The sequence below is a fragment of the Ruegeria sp. SATB027 genome, assembly GCF_059613825.1.
The window spans coordinates 54,161-75,490 of record NZ_JBXWTH010000028.1 but is presented as its reverse complement, the minus strand read 5'-3'; the positions used below and the strand labels follow the sequence as shown (position 1 = coordinate 75,490).

Annotated in this window: 16 protein-coding genes and 1 tRNA gene; 12 read left to right on the top strand and 5 right to left on the bottom strand. The window is 55.6% G+C overall.

The features are described 5' to 3' along the window. The first annotated feature begins 191 nt into the window (after nt 1-191). The 3 genes from AC2FPW_RS05580 to AC2FPW_RS05570 all read left to right on the top strand — a co-directional run bounded on the left by AC2FPW_RS05580 (nt 192) and on the right by AC2FPW_RS05570 (nt 2,946). Entirely contained in the window at nt 192-770 is a 579-nt protein-coding gene (locus AC2FPW_RS05580) for a lytic transglycosylase domain-containing protein (protein WP_496812814.1), read from the top strand. A gap of 96 nt (nt 771-866) precedes the next feature. Next, entirely contained in the window at nt 867-1,829 is a 963-nt protein-coding gene (locus AC2FPW_RS05575) for a LuxR C-terminal-related transcriptional regulator (RefSeq protein WP_267363905.1), read from the top strand. Between the two features lie 130 nt (nt 1,830-1,959). After that, nucleotides 1,960-2,946, top strand: a complete 987-nt coding sequence (locus AC2FPW_RS05570) for an MBL fold metallo-hydrolase (protein WP_496812813.1) — start codon at nt 1,960-1,962, stop codon at nt 2,944-2,946. A 111-nt stretch (nt 2,947-3,057) separates the two neighbouring features. Here the strand turns inward: AC2FPW_RS05570 and AC2FPW_RS05565 are convergent, their stop codons facing one another. From AC2FPW_RS05565 to miaA, 5 genes are all read right to left on the bottom strand, one after another. After that, a complete protein-coding gene (locus AC2FPW_RS05565; RefSeq protein WP_267363907.1) occupies nt 3,058-5,145 on the bottom strand; it encodes a dipeptide ABC transporter ATP-binding protein in 2,088 nt (695 codons plus the stop codon). Nucleotides 5,146-5,238: 93 nt separating this feature from the next. Then, nucleotides 5,239-6,702, bottom strand: coding sequence for an ABC transporter permease (locus AC2FPW_RS05560; RefSeq protein WP_209504114.1), 1,464 nt, complete (start codon nt 6,700-6,702; stop codon nt 5,239-5,241). Between the two features lie 13 nt (nt 6,703-6,715). Further along, complete coding sequence (locus AC2FPW_RS05555) at nt 6,716-7,762, bottom strand: ABC transporter permease (RefSeq protein ID WP_209504113.1); 1,047 nt, start codon at nt 7,760-7,762, stop codon at nt 6,716-6,718. A 123-nt stretch (nt 7,763-7,885) separates the two neighbouring features. Then, complete coding sequence (locus tag AC2FPW_RS05550) at nt 7,886-9,556, bottom strand: ABC transporter substrate-binding protein (RefSeq protein WP_480558556.1); 1,671 nt, start codon at nt 9,554-9,556, stop codon at nt 7,886-7,888. Nucleotides 9,557-9,908: 352 nt separating this feature from the next. Beyond that, nucleotides 9,909-10,802, bottom strand: a complete 894-nt coding sequence (miaA, locus tag AC2FPW_RS05545) for a tRNA (adenosine(37)-N6)-dimethylallyltransferase MiaA (protein WP_496812812.1) — start codon at nt 10,800-10,802, stop codon at nt 9,909-9,911. Nucleotides 10,803-10,899: 97 nt separating this feature from the next. Between miaA and pyrH the strand changes: the two genes are divergently transcribed. The 9 genes from pyrH to AC2FPW_RS05500 all read left to right on the top strand — a co-directional run bounded on the left by pyrH (nt 10,900) and on the right by AC2FPW_RS05500 (nt 21,251). Then, nucleotides 10,900-11,652, top strand: a complete 753-nt coding sequence (gene pyrH, locus AC2FPW_RS05540; protein WP_209504110.1) for a UMP kinase — start codon at nt 10,900-10,902, stop codon at nt 11,650-11,652. Between the two features lie 262 nt (nt 11,653-11,914). Beyond that, nucleotides 11,915-13,141 (top strand): aminotransferase class V-fold PLP-dependent enzyme, encoded by a 1,227-nt coding sequence (locus tag AC2FPW_RS05535; protein WP_496812811.1) that lies wholly within the window; start codon nt 11,915-11,917, stop codon nt 13,139-13,141. A gap of 48 nt (nt 13,142-13,189) precedes the next feature. Continuing rightward, entirely contained in the window at nt 13,190-14,614 is a 1,425-nt protein-coding gene (locus tag AC2FPW_RS05530) for a cryptochrome/photolyase family protein (RefSeq protein WP_496812983.1), read from the top strand. Between the two features lie 69 nt (nt 14,615-14,683). Next, a complete protein-coding gene (locus AC2FPW_RS05525) occupies nt 14,684-15,895 on the top strand; it encodes a class I SAM-dependent methyltransferase (RefSeq protein ID WP_496812810.1) in 1,212 nt (403 codons plus the stop codon). Nucleotides 15,896-15,906: 11 nt separating this feature from the next. Beyond that, nucleotides 15,907-16,347 (top strand): TrgA family protein, encoded by a 441-nt coding sequence (locus AC2FPW_RS05520; RefSeq protein ID WP_496812809.1) that lies wholly within the window; start codon nt 15,907-15,909, stop codon nt 16,345-16,347. A gap of 26 nt (nt 16,348-16,373) precedes the next feature. After that, on the top strand, nt 16,374-17,489 hold the full coding sequence (locus AC2FPW_RS05515; protein ID WP_496812808.1) for an NUDIX domain-containing protein: 1,116 nt from the start codon (nt 16,374-16,376) through the stop codon (nt 17,487-17,489). Nucleotides 17,490-17,557: 68 nt separating this feature from the next. Further along, nucleotides 17,558-18,592, top strand: a complete 1,035-nt coding sequence (locus AC2FPW_RS05510) for a cysteine synthase A (RefSeq protein WP_496812807.1) — start codon at nt 17,558-17,560, stop codon at nt 18,590-18,592. Beyond that, nucleotides 18,592-21,018: a DUF3772 domain-containing protein gene (locus AC2FPW_RS05505; protein ID WP_496812806.1), complete on the top strand. Its 2,427-nt coding sequence runs from the start codon at nt 18,592-18,594 to the stop codon at nt 21,016-21,018. Before AC2FPW_RS05510 ends, AC2FPW_RS05505 begins: the two co-directional genes overlap by 1 nt. Before the next feature lie 143 nt (nt 21,019-21,161). Further along, nucleotides 21,162-21,251: transfer RNA gene (locus AC2FPW_RS05500), tRNA-Ser, on the top strand. Nucleotides 21,252-21,330: the final 79 nt, after the last annotated feature.

Genomic DNA, 21,330 nt, shown 5'->3' with positions numbered 1-21,330 from the left:
GTTCTGTTCTGCGTAAATGCGCCGAATCTGGCGCAATGAGTTTGGTGAGACCCTATACGGCCTGCATCATGGTTGAAAACAGTTGATACAACACTGTCGAACAAGAGTCTTACTGTACTATTTACCAAGCTTTCATTTTTTGCGGGAATACCTATACTCCCACTGGTTTTGATCGAGCAGGATAAGCAAAGATGCGTTCTTGGGTTGCTGGGTTTTCCGTTGCCTGCCTTGTATTGGCCGTTGCGCCGGTGCAGGCACAAACATTGTCCAGCAAAAGCCGCAAGGATATTTTCCTTAAACAGGCGAAGGTTCTGGATTCTCGTGCGGCAACCCAGTACCGCGACTCGGCCCGGCTGAAACCCAAAACAACGCGCGATCAGGTCAGCAAACGATATTCAGGAAAATATCGCGGAGAATATCTGGAAATCGCGCGGCGTGTTGCCCGCCTTCACAACATCCCTGAAGATATGTTCTTGCGTCTCGTGCAGCAGGAAAGTGGTTGGAACCCACAGGCGAAGTCACATAAAGGTGCGTTGGGATTGGCGCAGCTTATGCCACAAACGGCTGAGCTTTTGGGCGTAAACCCGCATGATCCCAAGCAGAACCTCGAAGGCGGTGCCAGATATCTGTCCTGGCAGTACCGCAAGTTCAAATCGTGGCCTTTGGCGCTGGCGGCCTATAACGCGGGACCTGATGCGGTTGAAAAGCATGGTGGTATCCCGCCGTACAAGGAAACCCAGAACTACGTGAAGGTTATCTGGGGCGGCTGAAACCGATGCTGCGCCGCAGAGTGTCGTATTCTTGATTCAGTGTAACGCCTCCAACTAACCTGACAGGGTATCGCCCAGTAACTGGTGAGGCCCCTTATGCCTGCTGATCACCCGCAGATTCCCAAAGAAACGCTGGCAAACTGGCAGCAACTTGTTGATCTGGTCGCAGAACTGGCCGACGTGCCCGCAAGCCTGATCATGAAAACCGACGCGCCGGATCATGCGGTTTTGATCACATCCGATCACCCCGAGAATCCATATCCGGTCGGTCTGAGTTTCCAGTTGAACCCCAAGCTATATTGCCAGGGTGTTCTGGAGCGTGACGGAGAATTGGTGGTCGAGGACGCCAAATGTGATCCGGTTTGGGCGGACAACGACGACCTGGAACACGGAATGACCTTTTACATCGGCTTACCGCTGAAATGGCCCGATGGCTCGGTGTTTGGCACAATCTGTGTTCTGGACCGTAAACAGAACCGGCGGGCCTTGTTGTTCCGAGAGGGGCTGGCGCAGTTCGCGCGCATGGTCGAGTCGGATTTGGCTTTGTTGCAAGAGGTTTATCTGAGACGCGCGTTGGAGGAGAAACTGAACGAAACACTTGCCCAGCTTGAAACGCGTGTTTCGGATCGAACCCGAGAGTTGCAGGAGACGAACACAGCGTTGCGCGTATTGCTCTCAAGTCTCGACGATGACCGCAAGAACCGGGATCACGAAATCGTCGAGCAGGTTCGAAGCAGAGTTTTGCCGTATCTTGAAAAGGTTCGGGCGCAGCTTTCCGGCGACGAGGCGCAATTTGTCTATCTTGAGCTGGCCGAAAAGAACCTGAACGAGATCACGTCTTCGCTGTCTGACAAGTTGACGGATGCCTTCGCGGCAATGACCCCGACCGAAATGGAAATTGCACAGATGGTCATGTTTGGGAAAACCACGAAGGACATTGCCAAGGCCCTGTCCCGAGAGACGTCGACAATCGATTTTCACCGCAACAACATTCGTCGAAAACTAGGACTTGAGGGACGGGATCAAAACCTGCGTAGTCATTTGCTCTCGATTTCGTGAATGCCGAATATGGGGATTGCCCCCATATTTCACCCCCATTTTTTCGGTCTGAGCCGATGTGCTTTGGTTTGTTACCCTCTGGGTTGAGGTGCGGAAAAACGGCGCACGTCCAACAGAGAGGTACAAAGATATGGATCGCAAGGATCTGAAACCGACCATCCTGAAAGGGGACAGGGATCATCTGGCACCGGGGTTGTCTCGGCGGTCATTTTTCATGGCGGCAGGTGCTGCCGGTGTTGGCGCGACAGCTTCAGTGCTGGGGGCAAAACCGGCCGAGGCGCAATCGCAAGCCTGGTTGCAGCCAGGAAACAATAACCATGTGATCGAGCTGCAGGGATCGACGGGGCAGGCCAGTGCCGGAGTTGTCAGTGTCGACTATTATGGGCATTGCGCCATCAAGATCACCTCGCCCAACGGCGCAACGGTCCTGTTCGACCCCTGGCGTGATGACCCGTCGGGCGCGTGGGGGCTTTGGTTCCGCAATGAATTCCCCCAGATCCCGGTGGACATTACCTTGTCGACACATGCGCATTTCGATCACGACGCGATCGAACGACCAAGCTCGACCATGGTGCTGGACAGGATGGTGGGCAATTTCGAGTTCGCCGATATCAAGATCACCGGTTTTGCAGATAAACATGCCTGCGTGGCGCCGGGGTGGTACAATTGGACCAATGCACTGGCCGAGTTTGGGGTCGAAGCCTGCCCACCGAACAATGTGGGTCATATGGATATGGTGGTCTATCTGGTGGAAACAGGCGGCATTCGTACGCTGATCTGGGGTGATAATCGCCACAATCCGCCTCAGGAGTTTTGGGACGCCGTCGGACAGGTCGATGTTCTGACCCTTCCGGTAGACGGGTCGCAACATATCCTGAGTTTCGATCAGGGTAATAACATCGTGGCCAAGCTAAAGCCCAAGATCATTATCCCAACTCATTACCTGAACGAAGTCACGTCTTATACGCTGACCACGCTGCAATCAGCAGACGAGTGGGTAAAGGGACAGCAAAGCTATCAGATGCTTGACAGTGCCAGCCTGAAACTGGAGGCCGGAGAGATTGCTGGTATGAACCAGGAGTTCATGCATTTCGGCAACAATGTCATGACCGGCTGAGAGTCTGACAGGGAACCACCACTCACAGGCGCCGCCAGTTTCCTCGTGAAACGCGGCGCTCACAGAAAGGGCCGGTCAACGACCGGCCCTTTCCAGTGAAGATCCGCAAACCTACTCGGCCGCGACTTTGATCACGGGTTGCATCCGTGCCAGCACCTCTTCGGACAAGTGGCACTTCACCTGATGACCCTCGGCCAATGTCTGCACCGGTGGCACATGTGACTCGCAGCGGCCGTCAGGCACTTCGGATTTCCAGCGACACCGTGTCTGGAAGGGGCAACCCGGTGGCGGGTTCATGGCCGAAGGAATATCACCCTCCAGAACGATGTGCTGCTTTTCGACCGATGTATCGGCGATGGGAACAGCACTCAGAAGCGCTTCGGTATAAGGGTGGTAGGGGGGGGCAAAAACCTGATCAGTTGTGCCCAGCTCGACCACATGGCCCAGATACATCACCATCACTCGGTCGCTGAGGTATCGCACGATGGAAAGGTCATGGCTGATGAACAGCAACGTGGTTTTGTGCTCGCGCTGAATTTCCATCAGCAGGTCGGTCACCGCAGCTTGCACCGAAACGTCCAGCGCCGATACGGGCTCGTCGGCCACCACGATGCGCGCATCGCCAGCAAAGGCGCGCGCGATACCTACGCGCTGCTTCTGGCCACCCGACAGCTGACGCGGCATCCTGTCGGCAAAGGCGCGCGGCAGTTTTACCAGATCCAGCAGCTCCAGCATCCGCTTCTTGCGCTCGGCCTCAGAATTGCCAACACCGAAGATTTCCAATGCCCGGATGATCTGGCGCCCAACGGTCATCGACGGGTTCAGCGTGTCGAACGGGTTCTGAAACACCATCTGAACTTCACCAACGGTCTTTGCGTCGCGCTCTTCTATGGGCACCTGTTCGATATTGCGGTTGTCCAGAAGAATCTGCCCGTCCGTGGCCGTCTCAAGACCCATGAGAACTTTGGCGAACGTGGACTTGCCGCAACCGGATTCGCCCACAATGGCCAACGTCTCGGATTCATGCGCCTCGAAACTAAGCGTTTCGTTTGCCTTCACAACCTTCTTTTCGCCACCGCCGAACAGGGCATTTGCTGCAACCTCATAGTATTTCTTGAGGTTGTCCATCTTCAGAACGACCCTGCCGATCTCACCTTTCTCTTTCTGTTCACCCACCGTGATTGGTGCGTTCCAGTCAATCTCTTTGAATTTAAGGCAACGGGTATGGTGCCGGTCATTTCCGGGCACCGCCTCCATCAGGATGTCCTTGGCGTCACAGCGCCCCTCTTCGAAATAGTCGCAGCGCGGACCAAAGTTACAACCAGGGGGCCGCTCATGGGGTAGGGGAAAGTTCCCCGGTATAGCCACCAGCGGACGCGAATTCTTGTCGGCCCCCGGCAGCGGGATCGACCGGAACAGGGCTTGCGTGTAAGGATGCTGCATCTCGTCAAACACATCCTTGATCGAGCCGCGCTCGACCGCCTCACCCGAATACATCACGCAAAGCCGGTCACAGGTTTCCAGAACCAGCCCGAGGTTGTGCGAAATGAACAGCATCGAGGTGCCGTATTTCTTGCCCAGATCCTTCACCAGCTCGACCACGGCAGCCTCAACCGTCACGTCAAGTGCCGTTGTTGGTTCGTCAAGGATCAGCAGCGCCGGTTTCGACATCAAGGCCATCGCGATCACGATGCGCTGCTGTTGACCGCCTGACAGCTGGTGCGGGAACGAGTTGAGCATTCGCTCGGGGTCCGGCAGGCGCACATCGGTGACAACTTCCAGCGCGCGCGAATACGCTTCTTCCGCGCTGACGCCCTCGTGAATCATGGGCACTTCCATCAGCTGCTTACCGATCTTCATTGCCGGGTTCAGTGAGGCCATCGGCTCCTGATAGATCATCGCGATCTCATTGCCACGTATGTCGCGCAATTCGTCTGAACTCATTTCCGCCAGATCACGACCCTTGAACTTGATCGTACCACCAACGATGCGACCGTTTTTGCCAAGGTCCTGCATGACACCCAGCGCCACCGTGGATTTGCCGCAACCGGATTCACCGACCAGACCAACAGCTTCACCGGGTTGCACACTGACAGAGAAATCCATCACGGCCGGAATTTCCCGCAGGCGGGTAAAGAAGGAAATCGACAGCTTGTCGATCTCAAGGATCGGGCCGTCATAATCCGCCATCTTGCTCATCTTGTATCTCCTCGCCAGATCGAGGGGATCCTCTTCATCTGGCTAAAAATATCTCGGGGGGTCCGGGGGGCTGGCCCCCCGGTTGTTTTCACGTCAGTCTTTCAGGCTTTCTTCGCGCAACCCGTCGGCCAGCAGGTTCAGACCCAGAACCAGCGTCAACAAGGCCAGCGCGGGTGGCAGAGCAGGGTGCAGGTAGATCGACAAAAGCTTGCGCCCCTCGTTGATCGTCGACCCCCAGTCCGGGCTTTCGGGTGGCAGACCCAGACCAAAGAAACCTAAGGTTCCCAGAAGGATGGTGGTATAGCCAATGCGCAGGCAGAAATCGACGATCAGCGGGCCACGCGCGTTGGGCAGGATTTCCCACAGCATGATGTACCACGGACCCTCGCCACGGGTTTGTGCTGCCGCTACGTAGTCCCGTGTTTTGATGTCCAGCGCCAGTCCGCGCACGATGCGGAAAACGGTGGGCGAATTCACAAAGACCACCGAGACAAAGACCACAAGAATACCGCCTGGGATATCGAACAGATCCAGATAGGTTGGCAGCCCCCAGATACGATAGGCGTCGGTATTGATGATGTAGCCACCGGTCGAAATCAGAGACAGGTAGAACCAACCCGCTACTCCCAAAACTCCGATCAGCAGCGGTGTTCGGAAGTTCGGTCTGGTATAGTAGCGTGAGTTCAACAGCACGCCGAGGAATATGATCGGGAATACGAACAAGACGGCCGCCATGTAGTTCGGTACACCGGTCGCAACGATCTCGGGCGTGACCAGCAGATAGAACAGCAGGATCACCGGGAAGGCCAGGATCAGGTTCGCAAGGAACGACAGCAAAGTATCCAGCCGACCACCATAATAGCCTGCCGGCAGACCCAGCGTGATTCCAACCATGAACGCAAACATCGTGGCAAGCGGGGCGATCTGAACAACAATCCATGCACCTTTGACCATGCGGCTGAACACATCGCGGGCCAGATTGTCGCCACCCAGCAGATACCAGGCGTATTGACCGTCCTCCAGATTTGAAAGTGGCGTACCTGGCACTTTGTTCTTCATGCCCGAAACCTGCGACAGCGGGTCATGCGTAACGATCAAATCCATCGCGCCGAATACCCCGGTGAAAACCCAGAACATCACAAGGCCAAAGCCAATCATGCCGATGGGGCTGTCAAACAGTTTGCCGTAGAGGCCAAGCTTGCGTTTGAAGGCTATCGACATGGCATAAAGGATGATCAACGACACCCATACGGGCAAAAACTGCTGGGACATGGCGCCAATAATCCCGGCGCTGGTGCCCATTAGTACGCCCAGTACGATATAGGCGAGTGCGATTCCGACACTGGCCAAGAAACTGTAGCGCAGTGCAAGTTGTATCAGTGTCCGCAGGCCCGAGCTTGAGCTCAACGTACCGTCCGGGTTCACCGTCATCTGGTCTTCAGGCAGCACGATGCTGGCCAGCATCCAGACGGCAATGGACAAGACCATTAGCGCAAGGCCAAGGGCAAAAAGCGGGTTCAGGAAGGCGATAGAGCCGGTCCAGGTAAGTGGTTCCATGATCTAACCCTCCTTAAGAAATGCGGATGCGCGGGTTGAGGTAGACATAGCCGATATCCGAAATCAGCTGGGTCACCAGCACCACAAAGACCGAAACGACCGAAATCGCCAGCAACAGCTGAATGTCGTTATTGCCCGCGGCCTGAACCAGCGCCCAGCCGAAGCCCTTGTAGTTGAACAGTGTCTCGACGATCACTACACCATTCAGCAGCCAGGGGAACTGCAGCATGATGACGGTGAACGGTGCAATCAGCGCGTTACGCAACGCATGCTTCATGACGATATTCGGGAACGAAACACCCTTCAGGCGCGCGGTGCGGATATATTGCGCGGTCATCACTTCGGTCATCGAGGCGCGGGTCATCCGTGCAATATAGCCCATCCCATAAAGCGCAATGGTCAGGACCGGCAGGAAGAAGTTCTCAAAGGTCGGGTTCTCCATCGCTTGCGTGGCCGTACCTTTAAACCACTTCAAACCAACTGCGGATGAGGTGAAGATGGCGATAAAGATCACGCCCGAGACGTATTCCGGTGTTGCTGTCGTTGTGATGGCGAAAGTCGACAACGTCCTGTCAGTGGCAGATCCTTCTTTCATTCCTGCCAAAACACCAAGGATCAACGCAGACGGAACCATCAGTAGCATGACCCAGAGCATCAGACGACCAGTCAGAGCCAACCGGTTCCCAACAACAGTCGAAACCTCTTCCTTGAAGACAGTCGAATAGCCCCAATACCCCTGCAGGATTCCGCAGAAATTCGGGGATTCTTCGGCGGTTTTGCCCGGCAGGATGCATCTTCCCTGAACGGTTCCGTCTTCATTCGTGTACCGATACGAGGGCAGGACACCCAGCCATTCGCCGTATTTTATCGGAGTGGATTGGAGGTAACCATTTTTGCTCAGGTAGCTCTCAACCTGTTCATCCGACATCCGAAAGTTGCCCTGCGTTTTCGCCAGCTTCTCGAGGTTCGGATAGAGGTTAGTTAAGAAGAAAACCAGGAATGTCAGACACAATGCCGTCAACAGCATGATGCCAACCCGCCTTAGAATGAAAAGTCCCATATTTGCCCCTGTGGGTCGGCTAGCGCGGGTTTCATGGAACGCCACGCTTAGCTGTTATTACTTGTTCGTCGCGTTCAGGACGAAGAGGCCGCGCCAGGGTGGCGCGGCCTTTTGCGTTTTGGCTCAGGACGTAAAGCCGAACTTATAAAGCTGCGGCAAGTCAGCGATATGCTTTTCAACACCCACCAAATTGTCGCGGTGATGGCGCATCGCTGTCCGCCAATAAGGCTGGATCGTGACACCTTCGTCGATCATGATCCCCTGCAGTTTGGCCATCACTTCACGACGTTTGTCGACATCTGCGATCGAGTTCGCCTCGGCCAGCAACGCATCAAACTCTGCATTGGCGAAACCGGATTCGTTCCACGCGACTCCCGATTTATAGGCCAGTGCCAGCACCTGAGTGCCCAATGGGCGGTGGTTCCAGTTCGTCGACGAGAAGGCGTATTTCGTCCAGTCGTTCCAGAAGGTCGATCCCGGCAGAACTGTGTGCTTGGCCTTGATACCCGCGTCGTTCAGCTGCGCTACAACTGCGGCCGTGGTGTTACGGCGCCAGTCATCGTCGATTGATTGCACTTCGTGCTCAAAATCACCCATACCCGCTTCGTCCATCAGGGCTTTCGCCCCGGCAGGATCATATGGGATACGAGTCACGGCCGAGTCATGTTCAGGGTGCATCGGCCCGACGTGGCAGTTGTCAGCCGGAATGCCGTAGCCCGACATGCCCAGCTCCAGGCACACTTCGTTGTCCACCGCCATGGCCAAAGCCTGACGAACGCGCTTGTCGCCATAGATCTTGTTGCCGTTTTCGTCTTCGGCCAACTGGTTCGGTCGGATAACGATGGTAAAGCCCGACGGGATTTCCGAGCGCACAAGCCCAATGCCGTCAAAGATGTCGACGAATTCGCCAACAGATTCCCAGTTCATGTCGATCTCTTCGGCCTCATAAGCCGCAAGGAATGCCGCCGGGTCAGTGCCGTAGTCGATGAACTCGATGCGGTCGATATAGCCGCCTTTGCCAGCCTCATATCCCCACCAGTCGAAACCTTCGTTGCGCACCAGCACGCCTTTGACGCCAACTTCGTGGCTGTCAGGCAGCATGAAGCCCGTGCCGACAGGGTTTGAAAGCATGTCGTTTGCATCGAAGCTGCTGTGCACGATTGCGGCGGGATAGTCCGCCATACCCGGGATGATCGTGATGTCAGGCGCGTTGCACTTTAGTTTGACAGTATGGGAGTCAACCACAGTGATTGCACCGTCCGCAGCTTGCTGAGTGCTTTCGTCGATAAGCGACGCCATACGCGATGCCATCGAGTTGCCTTCCAGACCAGCGTCACACCATCCTGCGATGTTGCGGGCCACGTCTTCGGCTGTGAAATCGTCGCCATTGTTCCACTTTACGCCTTTGCGAACGTTCAATGTGTATTCGGTGGCGTCGGCGTTGGCTTCCCAGCTTTCCAGCAGCATTGGCTTGAACGAGCCGTCGTTGTTGTATTCAACGAGGTACTCCAGCCAGCCTGCTGTGAAAGTGGCAATTTGCGTCCAGTCATAAGTTCGCGGATCTTTGAGCGCGCGCACTTCCATCTGGTAGCGAATGGTACCGCCGCGCTGCGGCTCTTGTGCCGCCGCAGGCGATTGCAGACCGATCAAACCATAGGCCGTCGGTACCGCGACACCCAGCGCCGTCGCACGGACCAGAAATTCCCGGCGGCTAAGCTTGCCGTCACGGTATTCCTGCGCGTGCATCTCGGCCGCCCAGTGCACCTTGTCGTTGGTGATTGCCGTATTGGTCATAAATGTCTCCCTGTGACATTGATTTTGTTGATTTGTTCTTGTTCTAAGCGACGCGGGCTTGTCCGGTCGCAAGAAAGAAGGATTCCGGTTTTTGGACTCTGTGCATCCCCATGCCGCCATTCGGCACCAGAAATCACTCAACGTCAACGTTCGGAATCGACATAAAATGCACAAAAGCGACGTTAGCGCATTGTTGATATTTCAGTACGGATTTTGTCATGTGGCGCCCCGCAAGAAGAAACCCTTGCGGAGATTCTGCGTCAAATTACTGATAACAGACGAAAAACCAGTTAGTTTCCGTTGATCTGTTTGCTTTCGGTGTCAAATCCTGTGGAATGAACAACACCAGATATCACTTTGAGAAATCGACGTGATTCCATGTTTTCATTCTGGCCCGGAACCACGTGCGTTGACGTTTGGCAAATTGCCGGGTCGAGATCGTGGCCCGTTCACGGGCCTGATCCAACGTCATCATTCCATCCAGATAGGCCATAAGTTCTGGCACGCCAATGGCTTTGCAGGCGGGAAGAACGGGGTCGAAACGATCCCGCATCGCGCTCACTTCGTCAATTGCACCCAGTTCAAGCATCTGATCAAAACGGCGTTCAATCCGATCCAGAAGCCACGCTTTGTCGACGTCAAAAACGATAGGAACCGCATCATTCAGCCTTAATATTGGCGGTGGCGTATCGGCCTGCCAAGATAACAGGCTTCGCCCCGTGGCACGCTGCACTTCCCAAGCGCGCTGCACGCGCGCGCGGTTCTGCGTATCCAGGCCAGCCAAAGTCTGTTCGTCGACCCCGGCGACAAGCTCAGAAACGGTCAGCAAGTCTGCTTCGGCCCGCACGTGCGCTGGGGTCGCAGGAATTTCGGCCATGCCTTCGGTCAGGGCCGTGAAATACAATCCTGTCCCGCCGACGATGATTGGCCGCTGGCCCCCGGTCAGCTGTGGCACCACTTCGCGCAGCCAGTGACCGGCTGAATATTCCTGATCATAGGCGATGTGACCATAGAGCAGATGCGGCGCGCGTGTTTCTTCTTCGACAGATGGTCGGGCCGAGATCACTCGCCAGCAGTCATAGACCTGACTTGCGTCTGCATTGACGATGACGCCGCCATGCCGCTCGGCGATCTCCAGCGCCAGTGCCGATTTCCCGGATGCCGTCGGCCCTGCAATCAGGACAGGTTTGTCGTCGGGAATAGGGGGCAATTGCTGAAATATCGCGTCTGTTGATCGCTGGGTCATATGCGGCTGCCTCAATCCTCACCAACCGCATTGAACCTGCGGAGCTTTTGCTTCATTTTGCGCCGGAAATTAACCCCGTGCCAGCCCGGAGCGCAACATGAGCCTTTCCCCGTCTTCTGAAACTGCCGAAACCCCGAAAACCACATACAAACGTGTCATGTTGAAAATTTCAGGAGAGGCATTGATGGGGGATCAGGGCTTTGGCCTGCACCCGCCAACCGTTCAGCGCATCGCGCAAGAGGTGAAATCGGTTCACGATCTGGGCGTTGAGATCTGCATGGTTATTGGTGGCGGAAACATTTTCCGGGGCCTGAGTGGATCTGCTCAGGGTATGGAGCGGACCACAGCAGACTATATGGGGATGTTGGCCACGGTGATGAACGCACTGGGTATGCAATCTGCCCTGGAAGAAATTGGGGTGTTCACCCGGGTCATTTCGGCCATTCGCATGGATGAAGTGTGCGAGCCTTATATCCGCCGCCGCGCCGTACGGCACCTTGAAAAGAAAAGGGTTTGCATCTTTGCGGCCGGTACCGGCAACCCGTATTTCACCACCGACACCGCGGCGACCTTGCGCGCCAATGAAATGGCGTGTGAGGCGATTTTCATGGGCAAGAACGGTGTCGACGGCGTTTACGACAAGGATCCCAAACAACATGCCGACGCGGTGCGTTATGACACGGTCACCTATGACGACGTTCTAGCCAAGCGGTTGCGGGTCATGGATGCGTCAGCCATCGCGCTGGCGCGTGACAACAACCTGCCTCTGATCGTCTTTGGTCTGGATGAGCCCGGTGGTTTCCGTGGAATTCTTGCAGGCGAGGGGACATATACCAAAGTTCAGGGTTGAGGCCCGAACGAGACCTGCCCCAGAGTGTTAGAAATTCAGCCCCGGCAACCCCGCCGGGCTTTTTCTTTTGCTTCAGCTTGACGGTCGCGGATGGTGCTGTCTAAGTAGCGTTGTCCTTCCGAAGTGAAGGGCTGCCCGGTGTTTCGTCAGCCCATGGCGCAAGCACAGGCTGGGCTGGAAGACCTGCCATGATTTCTGAGATGTCCGGAAACATGAGCGGGCATCTTGTTGATATGACAGCACAACTAAGGAGCAATGAGGCATGAGCTCTCTGGATATCGATTTCGTTCGGGCACAGTTTCCGGCTTTTTCCGAACCCAGCCTGAAAGGACAGGCGTTTTTTGAGAATGCGGGCGGGTCATATACCTGCAAGCCGGTGATCGACCGGTTGACGCGGTTCTATACGCAGCGAAAGGTTCAGCCCTACGCCCCTTATGAGGCCAGCCGTCTTGCAGGTGCCGAGATGGATGAGGCACGCGCGCGCATGGCCGCCATCCTTGGTGTTGAAACCGATGAGCTGAGCTTTGGCCCTTCGACGACACAGAATACCTATGTTTTGGCACAGGCGTTCAGGCAATGGATGAAACCTGGCGAGGCGATTGTCGTGACCAATCAGGATCACGAGGCAAATTCGGGCCCATGGCGTCGTCTGGCCGAGGCAGGGATTGAGGTGCGGGAGTGGCAGATCGATCCTGAAACCGGATCACTGAACCCGCAGGATCTGGAAAACATGCTGGACGAAAAAGTGCGTCTGGTCTGTTTCCCGCATTGTTCCAATGTCGTGGGCGAGATTAACCCGGTCACCGAGATCACTGCGATTGCCCACGCGGCTGGTGCATTTGTCTGCGTGGACGGCGTATCCTACGCCCCGCATGGGTTTCCGAATGTTGGCGATTTGGGGCCGGATATCTATCTGTTTTCAGCTTATAAAACTTTCGGCCCGCATCAAGGCTGCATGGTCATTCGCCGAACACTGGGAGAGTTGCTACCCAACCAAGCGCACTACTTCAACGCCGACGTTCTTTACAAGCGCTTTACCCCGGCAGGCCCGGATCATGCTCAGATTGCGGCAAGTGCAGGTATGGCCGATTACGTCGAGCTCCTGTGCACGCATCACGGTGGGCCTGACGCCGGCGCAGCAGAGCAGGGTGCCTTTGCCCATGACCTGATGCGCGCGCATGAGGTGTCCTTACTTCAACCGGTTCTGGATGCGGTTAAGGACCGCAACGCGGTACGTCTGATCGGCACTTCAGATGCCACCCGGCGTGCGCCGACGGTAGCGCTGTCGCTGAACCGTCCCGCTGAGTCAGTTGCAGCAGAACTGGCGCAATACGATGTTATGGCGGGGGGAGGCGACTTTTATGCTGTGCGCCCATTGCAAGCGATGGGCGTGGATCCGGCACAGGGTGTTTTGCGGGTCAGCTTTACGCATTATACCTCGCAGCAGGAGATTGATCAGCTTTTGGAGGCGCTTGAACGCGTTTTGTGATCCACTCTGCTTGGGGCTTCGTAGAACGAAGAAAACCTCAGGGTGGATATGGAAAACGAGCGGTCTCCGATCATCTTATGGTTCCGACGGGATCTGCGCCTGTCGGACCATCCGGCATTGACTGCTGCTGTTGCAAGCGGCCGTCCGATCATACCAGTCTTTGTTCATGACCCTCTTGTGCAACACCTTGGCGCGGCCCCGAAATGGCGGTTGGGGTTGGGTCTGGAGGTCTTTAGCGACGCTCTGACGAGGCTTGGTAGCCGTCTGATCCTGCGGCGTGGCGATGCGCTTGAGCAATTGCGGACACTTGTCAAAGAGACGGGCGCAAAGGCTGTCTATTGGTCGCGGGCCTATGATCCAGCGTCGATCAGACGCGATACACAGATCAAAACGGCGCTGACCGAACTGGGTGTAAGCGCAAAGTCCTTTCCTGGTCATTTGCTTTTTGAGCCCTGGACGGTAGCAACAAAGCAGGGCCAGCCGTTTCGTGTCTACACCCCTATGTGGCGCGCGGTTCAGCGGCGGGACGTGCCAGCGCCGGATGCGTTGGTGTCACGCTTGGCGGGGCCTGCAACCTGGCCTTCCAGTGATAAACTGAGCACCTGGCAGATGGGTGCGGGCATGAACCGAGGTGCTGCAATCGTGCGCCCCTATGTTCAACCCGGCGAGAAGGCCGCCCGCGATCGACTTGAGCACTTTCTCGACCAAGTCCCCCGTTATTCCAATGACCGTGACCGGTTGGATCTGGACGGAACATCAAACCTGTCAGAATACCTTTCATTGGGCGAGATCGGGCCACGTACGGTCTGGCACAGGGTTCAACAGGCTGCGATGACGGGAACCCCCGGCGCAGAGGCATTTCTGCGGCAGTTGGTCTGGCGTGAGTTTGCCTATCACCTGATGTATCACTCACCGCATCTGCTGACCGATAACTGGAAAGCGGAATGGGATGATTTCCCGTGGAATATCGATCCAGACCACCCTGAAGTTGCCGCCTGGATGCAGGCCCGAACCGGAGTTCCTGTCGTCGATGCTGGCCTGCGGCAGATGTATGTGACAGGCCGTATGCATAACCGGGCCCGGATGATTGTTGCCAGTTACCTGACCAAACATCTGATGACACACTGGAAAATCGGGATTAACTGGTTCGAAGATTGCCTGATTGACTGGGACCCAGCCTGTAACGCCATGGGCTGGCAGTGGGTTGCGGGATCAGGCCCCGATGCGTCGCCCTTCTTTCGGATATTCAACCCCGAAACGCAGGCGGAAAAGTTTGATCCGCAGGGGGCTTACATGCGGCGCTGGATCGCCGAAGGCCAGACGAAACCCAGTGACGTTGCACTTTCATATTTCGCTGCGGTTCCCGGTTCATGGAACCTGTGTCCGCAGGCGGATTATCCCGAACCTGTCGTGAAACTGGCGGATGGACGAATCCGCGCCTTGCGTGCGTATGAAAGCCGAAAATCCCACTAAGGAACTGAAAACTTGCCAGAAACAAAATCGCGGCCTAGCCTGATACCTGTGCCGCAGAGGGGAGAGCGGATGGTGCTGACGACGATAGAGGGGCAGTCGGATCTGCCCAGGTATTTCGCCCAGGTCTTCAAGATGCTGGCCCGAATGGAGTCGGGGCGACTAGACATAACATTGCCCGATGGCCGCATCTTTCGCGCAGAGGGGCCAAAGGCAGGGCCTGTTGCTCAGATCGATATCCACGACGGAGATGTTTTTGCCCGTCTGATCCGCGAAGGCGAGCTGGGGTTTTCTGATGCCTACCTTGAAGGACATTGGAGCACGCCTGATCTGCGCTCATTCATGGATCTTGTCCATCTGGGGTCCGAAACCGTCTATGACGGGTTTACTGGGAAGTTCCTTGTCCAGGCCTATGAACGTCTGCGGTTCTGGCTTCATCGCAATAACCGGACGCAGGCGAAAAAGAATATCTCGTACCACTATGATCTGGGCAATGACTTCTACGGTTTGTGGCTGGATGACACTATGACTTATTCCAGCGCTATCTTTGAAACCGGGCAAGAAAGTCTTGAGAAGGCGCAAACTGCGAAATACGCCAGCCTTGTCGATGAAATGGGGGCCAAACCCGGCGACCACATACTGGAAATCGGATGCGGTTGGGGCGGTTTTGCCGAATATGCCGCGAAAGAGCGGGGTTTGCATGTAACCGGCCTTACGATTAGTGAGGAACAGTTCAAGTTTGCCAATGAACGTATTGAAAAGGCAGGACTTTCTGATCAAGTGACATTCAAGTTGCAGGACTATCGTGACGAGCGTGGGCAATATGATGGCATCGCCTCAATCGAGATGTTCGAGGCGGTTGGCCAAAAATACTGGCCGGTTTATTTCGAAACCGTTCGTGAGAGGCTGAAGCCGGGGGCGCAAGCGACCTTGCAAATCATAACCGTAGGTGACCACCGCTGGGATTATTACAAGAACGGTGTTGATTTCATTCAGAAATACATATTTCCAGGTGGAATGCTTCCGTCGCCTACGATCTTGCGGCAGCAGATCAATCAGGCCGGTCTGAATGTGGTGAAGTCGAAAGAATTCGGCAAAAGTTACGATCTGACACTGCGGAGATGGTATGAAACGTTCAACGCAAAATGGGAACAGATCGCAGATCTGGGGTTTGATGAGCGATTTCGCCGCATGTGGAATTATTATTTGACTGCCTGTGGCGCAGCCTTTGACACGCGCAATTGCGATGTGACACAGATCACCGTAGCAAAGCAAGTTAACTGACGGACCGTAACATGCCCACTGCCTCGCGTCTTGTAGCCGCCGTTTGTCTCATCGTGCTGGCATTCATTGTCTCAGGAATGATTATCGAAAACGGTGAAGAAGGTAAGGATTACGGGTACTTTACGCTGGTTAACATGGGCCTTGGTGCGGTTTGCGGGTGGGGCATCATGGGCAAGCGTGCAGGGCGCGGCTGGACTGCTGGGATCAATAACGGTCTGACTGGTGTCGCCTCGCTGATTTTCTGGGCGCTGTTCGTGCAGGGCTGTTACGAAATGTTCCGGCTTGCCATGCGCAATCGTTACGGTGGCCCGTTTGAGGCCATTTTGGCCATTTTCAAGATCGGGGTTGAGTACGGTAAGCTGTTGATTTACCCGGAAATCCTGATTGCATTCCTAGTTGGGGCTGTTGTCTCGGGGCTGGCCACAGAACAGGCCAGCCGGTCGTGGCGCTGATCCGTTACTGACAAGAGAGATCGACTTTGTCTGATTTGTTTTTTTATGGAACGCTGCGACACTTGCCACTGTTGGAACGCGTTCTTGGCCATCCTCTGAGCGAACGCAAAGCACGGCCCGCCCGACTTCGTGGCCATGCTGTCCATTCTGTTCAGGGGCAGGATTTCCCAATGATCCTGGAAATGGAAGGTGCCAGTGCCGAAGGTTTACTGGTGCAGGAATTGTCGTCTGTGGATCTGGCCAGGCTTGATTATTACGAAGGGTCTTTCGACTATGATCTGAAGCCGTTGAAGGTCGAATTGGAAGATGGGATCGAGGCCGAAGCGCAGGTCTTTTTTCCTGCCCCCGGTGCCTGGAGACCGGGTGATTTGTGGTCGCTTCAGGACTGGGCGGACAGATTGGGCGAACTTACAACGCTCGCCGCGGAGGAAGAGATGGCCTATTTCGGGAAGGTTGATCCCCGGATCATGGCCCGCAGTATTCGCGCCACTCAAACGCGTGCCTGGTCAAAGATTATGGCCGGGCAGCGGAGAACCGGTGATCCGCGGGACATTGTAAAAGATGTGATCGTGCATCGCCATGACCGGGTGTATCTTGATTATTTCGGGATGGAGGAAATCGATCTGCAACATCGGCGGCATGACGGCAGCATGGGTCCGGTACTGCGCCGTGGAAGCTTGTTGCAGGGCAGTGCGGTCGGCGTTCTGCCCTATGATCCGGTCCGCGATACCGTTTTGATCGTGGAACAGTTCAGACCACCGGTTTTTCTGAACAACGATCCGGAACCTTGGCTTTGGGAAGCGGTGGCTGGGATGATTGATCCGGGCGAAACACCCGAACAGGCCGCGCATCGAGAGGCGATGGAGGAGGCGGGTATTCGTTTTGACAGGCTGGAATATGCTGGCGGTGCCTACACATCGAGCGGATCTTCCACCGGGTTCATGTATCTTTATGTTGGTCTGGGTGAGTTGACGCACACCACAATCACCGGTGGCCTGGACACAGAAGGTGAAGACATCCGCAGTCAAATCCTGCCGTTCGACGAATTCATAGACATGACGGATCGCCATGTTTTCAAGGATCTACAATTAGTGTCTCTGGCTTATTGGCTGGCCCGCCACCGGGACAGATTGCGTGGGTGACTATCCCGCTTGTGGTCGCGGCGGTGCGGCTGTAAATCTTCGATGGTACAAAACGACAAGGGGCCATCATGCGCATTGCACGAGATCTTGCTGACGCAGTAGGAAAAACACCGCTGATCCGGCTGCGCCGCATCAGTGAAGAAACTGGTTGCGAAATTCTCGGCAAAGCCGAATTCATGAACCCCGGTCAATCCGTCAAGGACCGTGCTGCACTCTATATTATCCGTGATGCCATTGCGCGGGGCGATTTGAAGCCCGGTGGCACCATTGTGGAAGGCACCGCCGGCAATACCGGTATAGGTCTGGCGCTGGTGGGTGCGTCAATGGGGTTCAAGACCGTGATTGTGATCCCGGAAACCCAGTCGGAAGAAAAGAAAGACATGCTGCGGCTGGCCGGTGCACAACTGGTTCAAGTTCCGGCTGCACCTTATCGCAATCCCAACAATTTCGTGCATTATTCCCGGCGTTTGGCCGAGGAATTGGCGCAGACGGAACCCAATGGGGCATTCTGGGCCAACCAGTTTGACAACGTGGCGAACCGTCAGGCCCATGTTGAAACCACTGGACCCGAAATCTGGGAACAAACAGACGGTAAGGTCGACGGGTTTATCTGTGCTGTCGGGTCGGGCGGTACGTTGGCCGGGGTTGCCGAAGCGTTGCAGCCCAAGGGTGTGAAAATCGGTCTGGCCGATCCTATGGGTGCGGGTCTCTACTCCTACTACACCACCGGTGAAATCGCGATGGAGGGCGGATCGATTGCCGAAGGTATCGGACAGGTGCGAATAACAAAGAACCTGGAAGGGTTCACGCCGGATCATTCCTATCAGATCACTGACACCGAGGCGTTGCCGTATATCTTTGACCTGCTCCGTGAAGAGGGGTTGGTCATGGGCGGGTCGACCGCGATCAACATGGCGGGCGCCGTGCGTCTGGCCAAGGAAATGGGGCCGGGCCACACGATTGTGACTGTCCTTTGTGACTATGGCACACGGTATCAGTCCAAGCTTTTCAACCCGGATTTCCTGCGCGAAAAAGACCTGCCGGTACCGAATTGGATGACCGAAGCACCGCGCAGCATTCCTGGCGTTTTTGAGGACGTGTGATGCCTAAGCAGGTTCGCCTGTTTCTGACACTGGTTTTCCTGTGTCTTGTCGGGGTCGCAGGCGGTGCTGTTGCGCAGCTGACCGACAGGCAAAGTGAGTATTACCGGGGCTGGATAAAAACTGCGGACCGTGCCGAATCCGTGATCGAAGCGAACCGTGCTTCAAATGCGGCATTCGAGAATTTACGTTCCGAAATAAACGGTTACCGCGAGGACTTTAACAAGGCGCGCAGCGCCAACACGGATCGTATCGCAACGCTGGAAAGCCAGATCAAGGCGCTTGGTCCGAAACCCGAAGGGGACGCGACCGAACCTGAAGATATCGCTAAATTGCGAACTCATCTTAATGATCAGCTCAACAGTTTGCGCGTGCCTCGCATCATTTCCGAAGAAGCGTATAGCCGCGCAAACGGATTGATCAGCGAAATCGACCAGATTATCCGGAAACGGCAAACGAAGGAGTTCTTCCAGCGCGGTCCGTCGCCGATCAACCCTGTTTATTGGGGGCCTGCATGGCAGGATGTAAAAGAAGCGCTTTTGAGCCTGACGAATGAAATATTTGCCAACCTGCGGTCGGACGTTGTCAAAGAACGCATCCGTGATCGCGGTTTGGGCATTCTGTTTTTGGTAATCCTCGCGGCAGTTCTGCTGATCTTTGGCAAGCGTTGGTCAGAGAAAGGCGGCGATTATCTTAGATTGCTGGGTGGAGCCGGGACAGGTGCCTGGTCCTTCATCATTTCGCTGCTGCGGATCCTGTTGCCCTGGATTGGTGTCGTTGCCGCCATTACGGCGATCAGCCTATCGGGTATTCCGGGCCTGCGCGGCAGTTTGTTGTTGGAGAATATCCCGTATTGGGCGGCAATCGCCTTATTCTATGACTGGATCGGCCGACAGATTTACGTGATTGGTGCCTCACAGGGGTTTAAGCGGCTGTCTGCCGCGCGAATTACCGAGTTGCGCATCTACATCGATCTGTTGGCTTTGATGCTGATCCTGCATGAATTGGCGCTTCTGTTCCAGCAGATCGAAAACGTCTCGGACGCGACCCGTGCGGTCATCAGTTTCCCCGTGATCGTCGGAACGGCTTTGCTTTTGCTCCGTGTGCGCCAAATCCGGACGAACGACCACCTGCTGGATCAAACGGCGTCCACAAGGGCGGCCGGATTCAGCCAAATGGTGGAATTCCTGCGCAAGGCCATGTTCCTGCTGGGGATCGCAACACCCGTACTGGCACTGGTCGGCTATACTAATGCGGCCGAAGCGATCGTGTTTCCGGCGGTAAAAACACTGGTTCTGATTGCCGCACTGGCAATTTTCCAACGGTTTGTCAGTCAGATATACGGATGGATCACAGGGCAGGGCGACGCTGCGCGCGACTCTCTTTTTTCAGTCTTGGTGGGCTTTGCACTGGCCATCGTCGCGCTGCCTGTTCTGGCGATATACTGGGGCGCGCGCGAAACGGACCTGCTTGAAGTATGGTCACGTCTGTTGCTTGGCTTTGACATCGGTGGTGTCACGATCTCACCCAGCAATTTCCTGACATTTATCGCCGTTTTCGCAATCGGTTATACGCTGACGCGGTTGTTGCAAAGCGGGCTGCGCAACTCGCTGTTACCCAAAACCAGTATCGATCCGGGCGGGCAGAACGCAATTGTCGCTGGCTCGGGTTATATCGGGATATTTCTGGCTGCGCTGGCCGCGATCATGGTCGCGGGGTTTGATCTGTCGTCTCTGGCAATTGTTGCAGGCGCACTGTCTGTCGGTATTGGCTTTGGGCTGCAAACGATTGTGTCTAATTTCGTGTCCGGCATCATCCTTCTGGTCGAACGGCCGATCTCCAAGGGTGACTGGATAGATGTGAACGGGATGATGGGCTATGTGCGTGACATTTCCGTCCGATCGACCCGGATCGAGACGTTCGACAGAACGGATGTGATCATTCCCAACTCGGACCTGATCAGCGGCGTCGTCACCAACTACACACGTGGCAATACCATCGGCAGGGTGATTGTACCGGTCGGTGTCGCCTACGGAACAGATACACGGCTGGTCGAGACCATTCTGGGCGAGGTCGCAAACAACCACCCGATGGTTCTGGCCAACCCGGCGCCCAGTGTGGTGTTTCAGGGATTTGGAGCGGATGCGTTGGATTTCGAGATCAGAGCGATCCTACGGGATGTGAACTGGGTTTTATCCGTCAAATCCGACATGAACCACGAGATCAATCGGCGCTTTCTGGAAGCGGGTATCGAGGTGCCGTTTGCACAGCGTGATATCTGGTTGCGCAATCCCGAAGCTTTGCAGACCTCGAACAAGGTTAAAGAGGCAGGCCTTGCGCCCAAACAGAACACAACCGATTCAACGGCAGGAAAGCCAGTTGAACTGACAGAATCTGATCTGGACCCTGACGCGGGCGATGAAATCTGACGACCAGCCCGACAGCTGAAAGGTCGCGTTTCTGGTTGCTTGACGCTCTGGGTAGACTACCGGATTTAATTGATCCTTTCCGGTGATTTCACCGAATTGGGGCCTTGCAAATCTCATGACATTGGTCCAAACATCGCCGGCACGGAGAGGTGGCCGAGTGGTCGAAGGCGCACGCCTGGAAAGTGTGTAGGCGGGGAACCGTCTCCAGGGTTCGAATCCCTGTCTCTCCGCCATTACCCCCCTCAGACAGAAACCCAAACCAGCCCCGGCGTCTTGGCTGTGTACAACTTGGTTTCGTGTACCACGCCGGGT

Coding starts and splice junctions, on each gene's coding strand:
- AC2FPW_RS05565 (WP_267363907.1), bottom strand. CDS start 5,145: ATGAGCAAGATGGCGGATTATGACGGCCCGATCCTTGAGATCGACAAG.
- AC2FPW_RS05520 (WP_496812809.1), top strand. CDS start 15,907: ATGCCCACTGCCTCGCGTCTTGTAGCCGCCGTTTGTCTCATCGTGCTG.
- AC2FPW_RS05530 (WP_496812983.1), top strand. CDS start 13,190: ATGGAAAACGAGCGGTCTCCGATCATCTTATGGTTCCGACGGGATCTG.
- miaA (WP_496812812.1), bottom strand. CDS start 10,802: ATGACCCAGCGATCAACAGACGCGATATTTCAGCAATTGCCCCCTATT.
- AC2FPW_RS05580 (WP_496812814.1), top strand. CDS start 192: ATGCGTTCTTGGGTTGCTGGGTTTTCCGTTGCCTGCCTTGTATTGGCC.
- AC2FPW_RS05575 (WP_267363905.1), top strand. CDS start 867: ATGCCTGCTGATCACCCGCAGATTCCCAAAGAAACGCTGGCAAACTGG.
- AC2FPW_RS05510 (WP_496812807.1), top strand. CDS start 17,558: ATGCGCATTGCACGAGATCTTGCTGACGCAGTAGGAAAAACACCGCTG.
- AC2FPW_RS05570 (WP_496812813.1), top strand. CDS start 1,960: ATGGATCGCAAGGATCTGAAACCGACCATCCTGAAAGGGGACAGGGAT.
- AC2FPW_RS05505 (WP_496812806.1), top strand. CDS start 18,592: ATGCCTAAGCAGGTTCGCCTGTTTCTGACACTGGTTTTCCTGTGTCTT.
- AC2FPW_RS05535 (WP_496812811.1), top strand. CDS start 11,915: ATGAGCTCTCTGGATATCGATTTCGTTCGGGCACAGTTTCCGGCTTTT.
- AC2FPW_RS05560 (WP_209504114.1), bottom strand. CDS start 6,702: ATGGAACCACTTACCTGGACCGGCTCTATCGCCTTCCTGAACCCGCTT.
- AC2FPW_RS05555 (WP_209504113.1), bottom strand. CDS start 7,762: ATGGGACTTTTCATTCTAAGGCGGGTTGGCATCATGCTGTTGACGGCA.
- AC2FPW_RS05525 (WP_496812810.1), top strand. CDS start 14,684: ATGGTGCTGACGACGATAGAGGGGCAGTCGGATCTGCCCAGGTATTTC.
- pyrH (WP_209504110.1), top strand. CDS start 10,900: ATGAGCCTTTCCCCGTCTTCTGAAACTGCCGAAACCCCGAAAACCACA.
- AC2FPW_RS05550 (WP_480558556.1), bottom strand. CDS start 9,556: ATGACCAATACGGCAATCACCAACGACAAGGTGCACTGGGCGGCCGAG.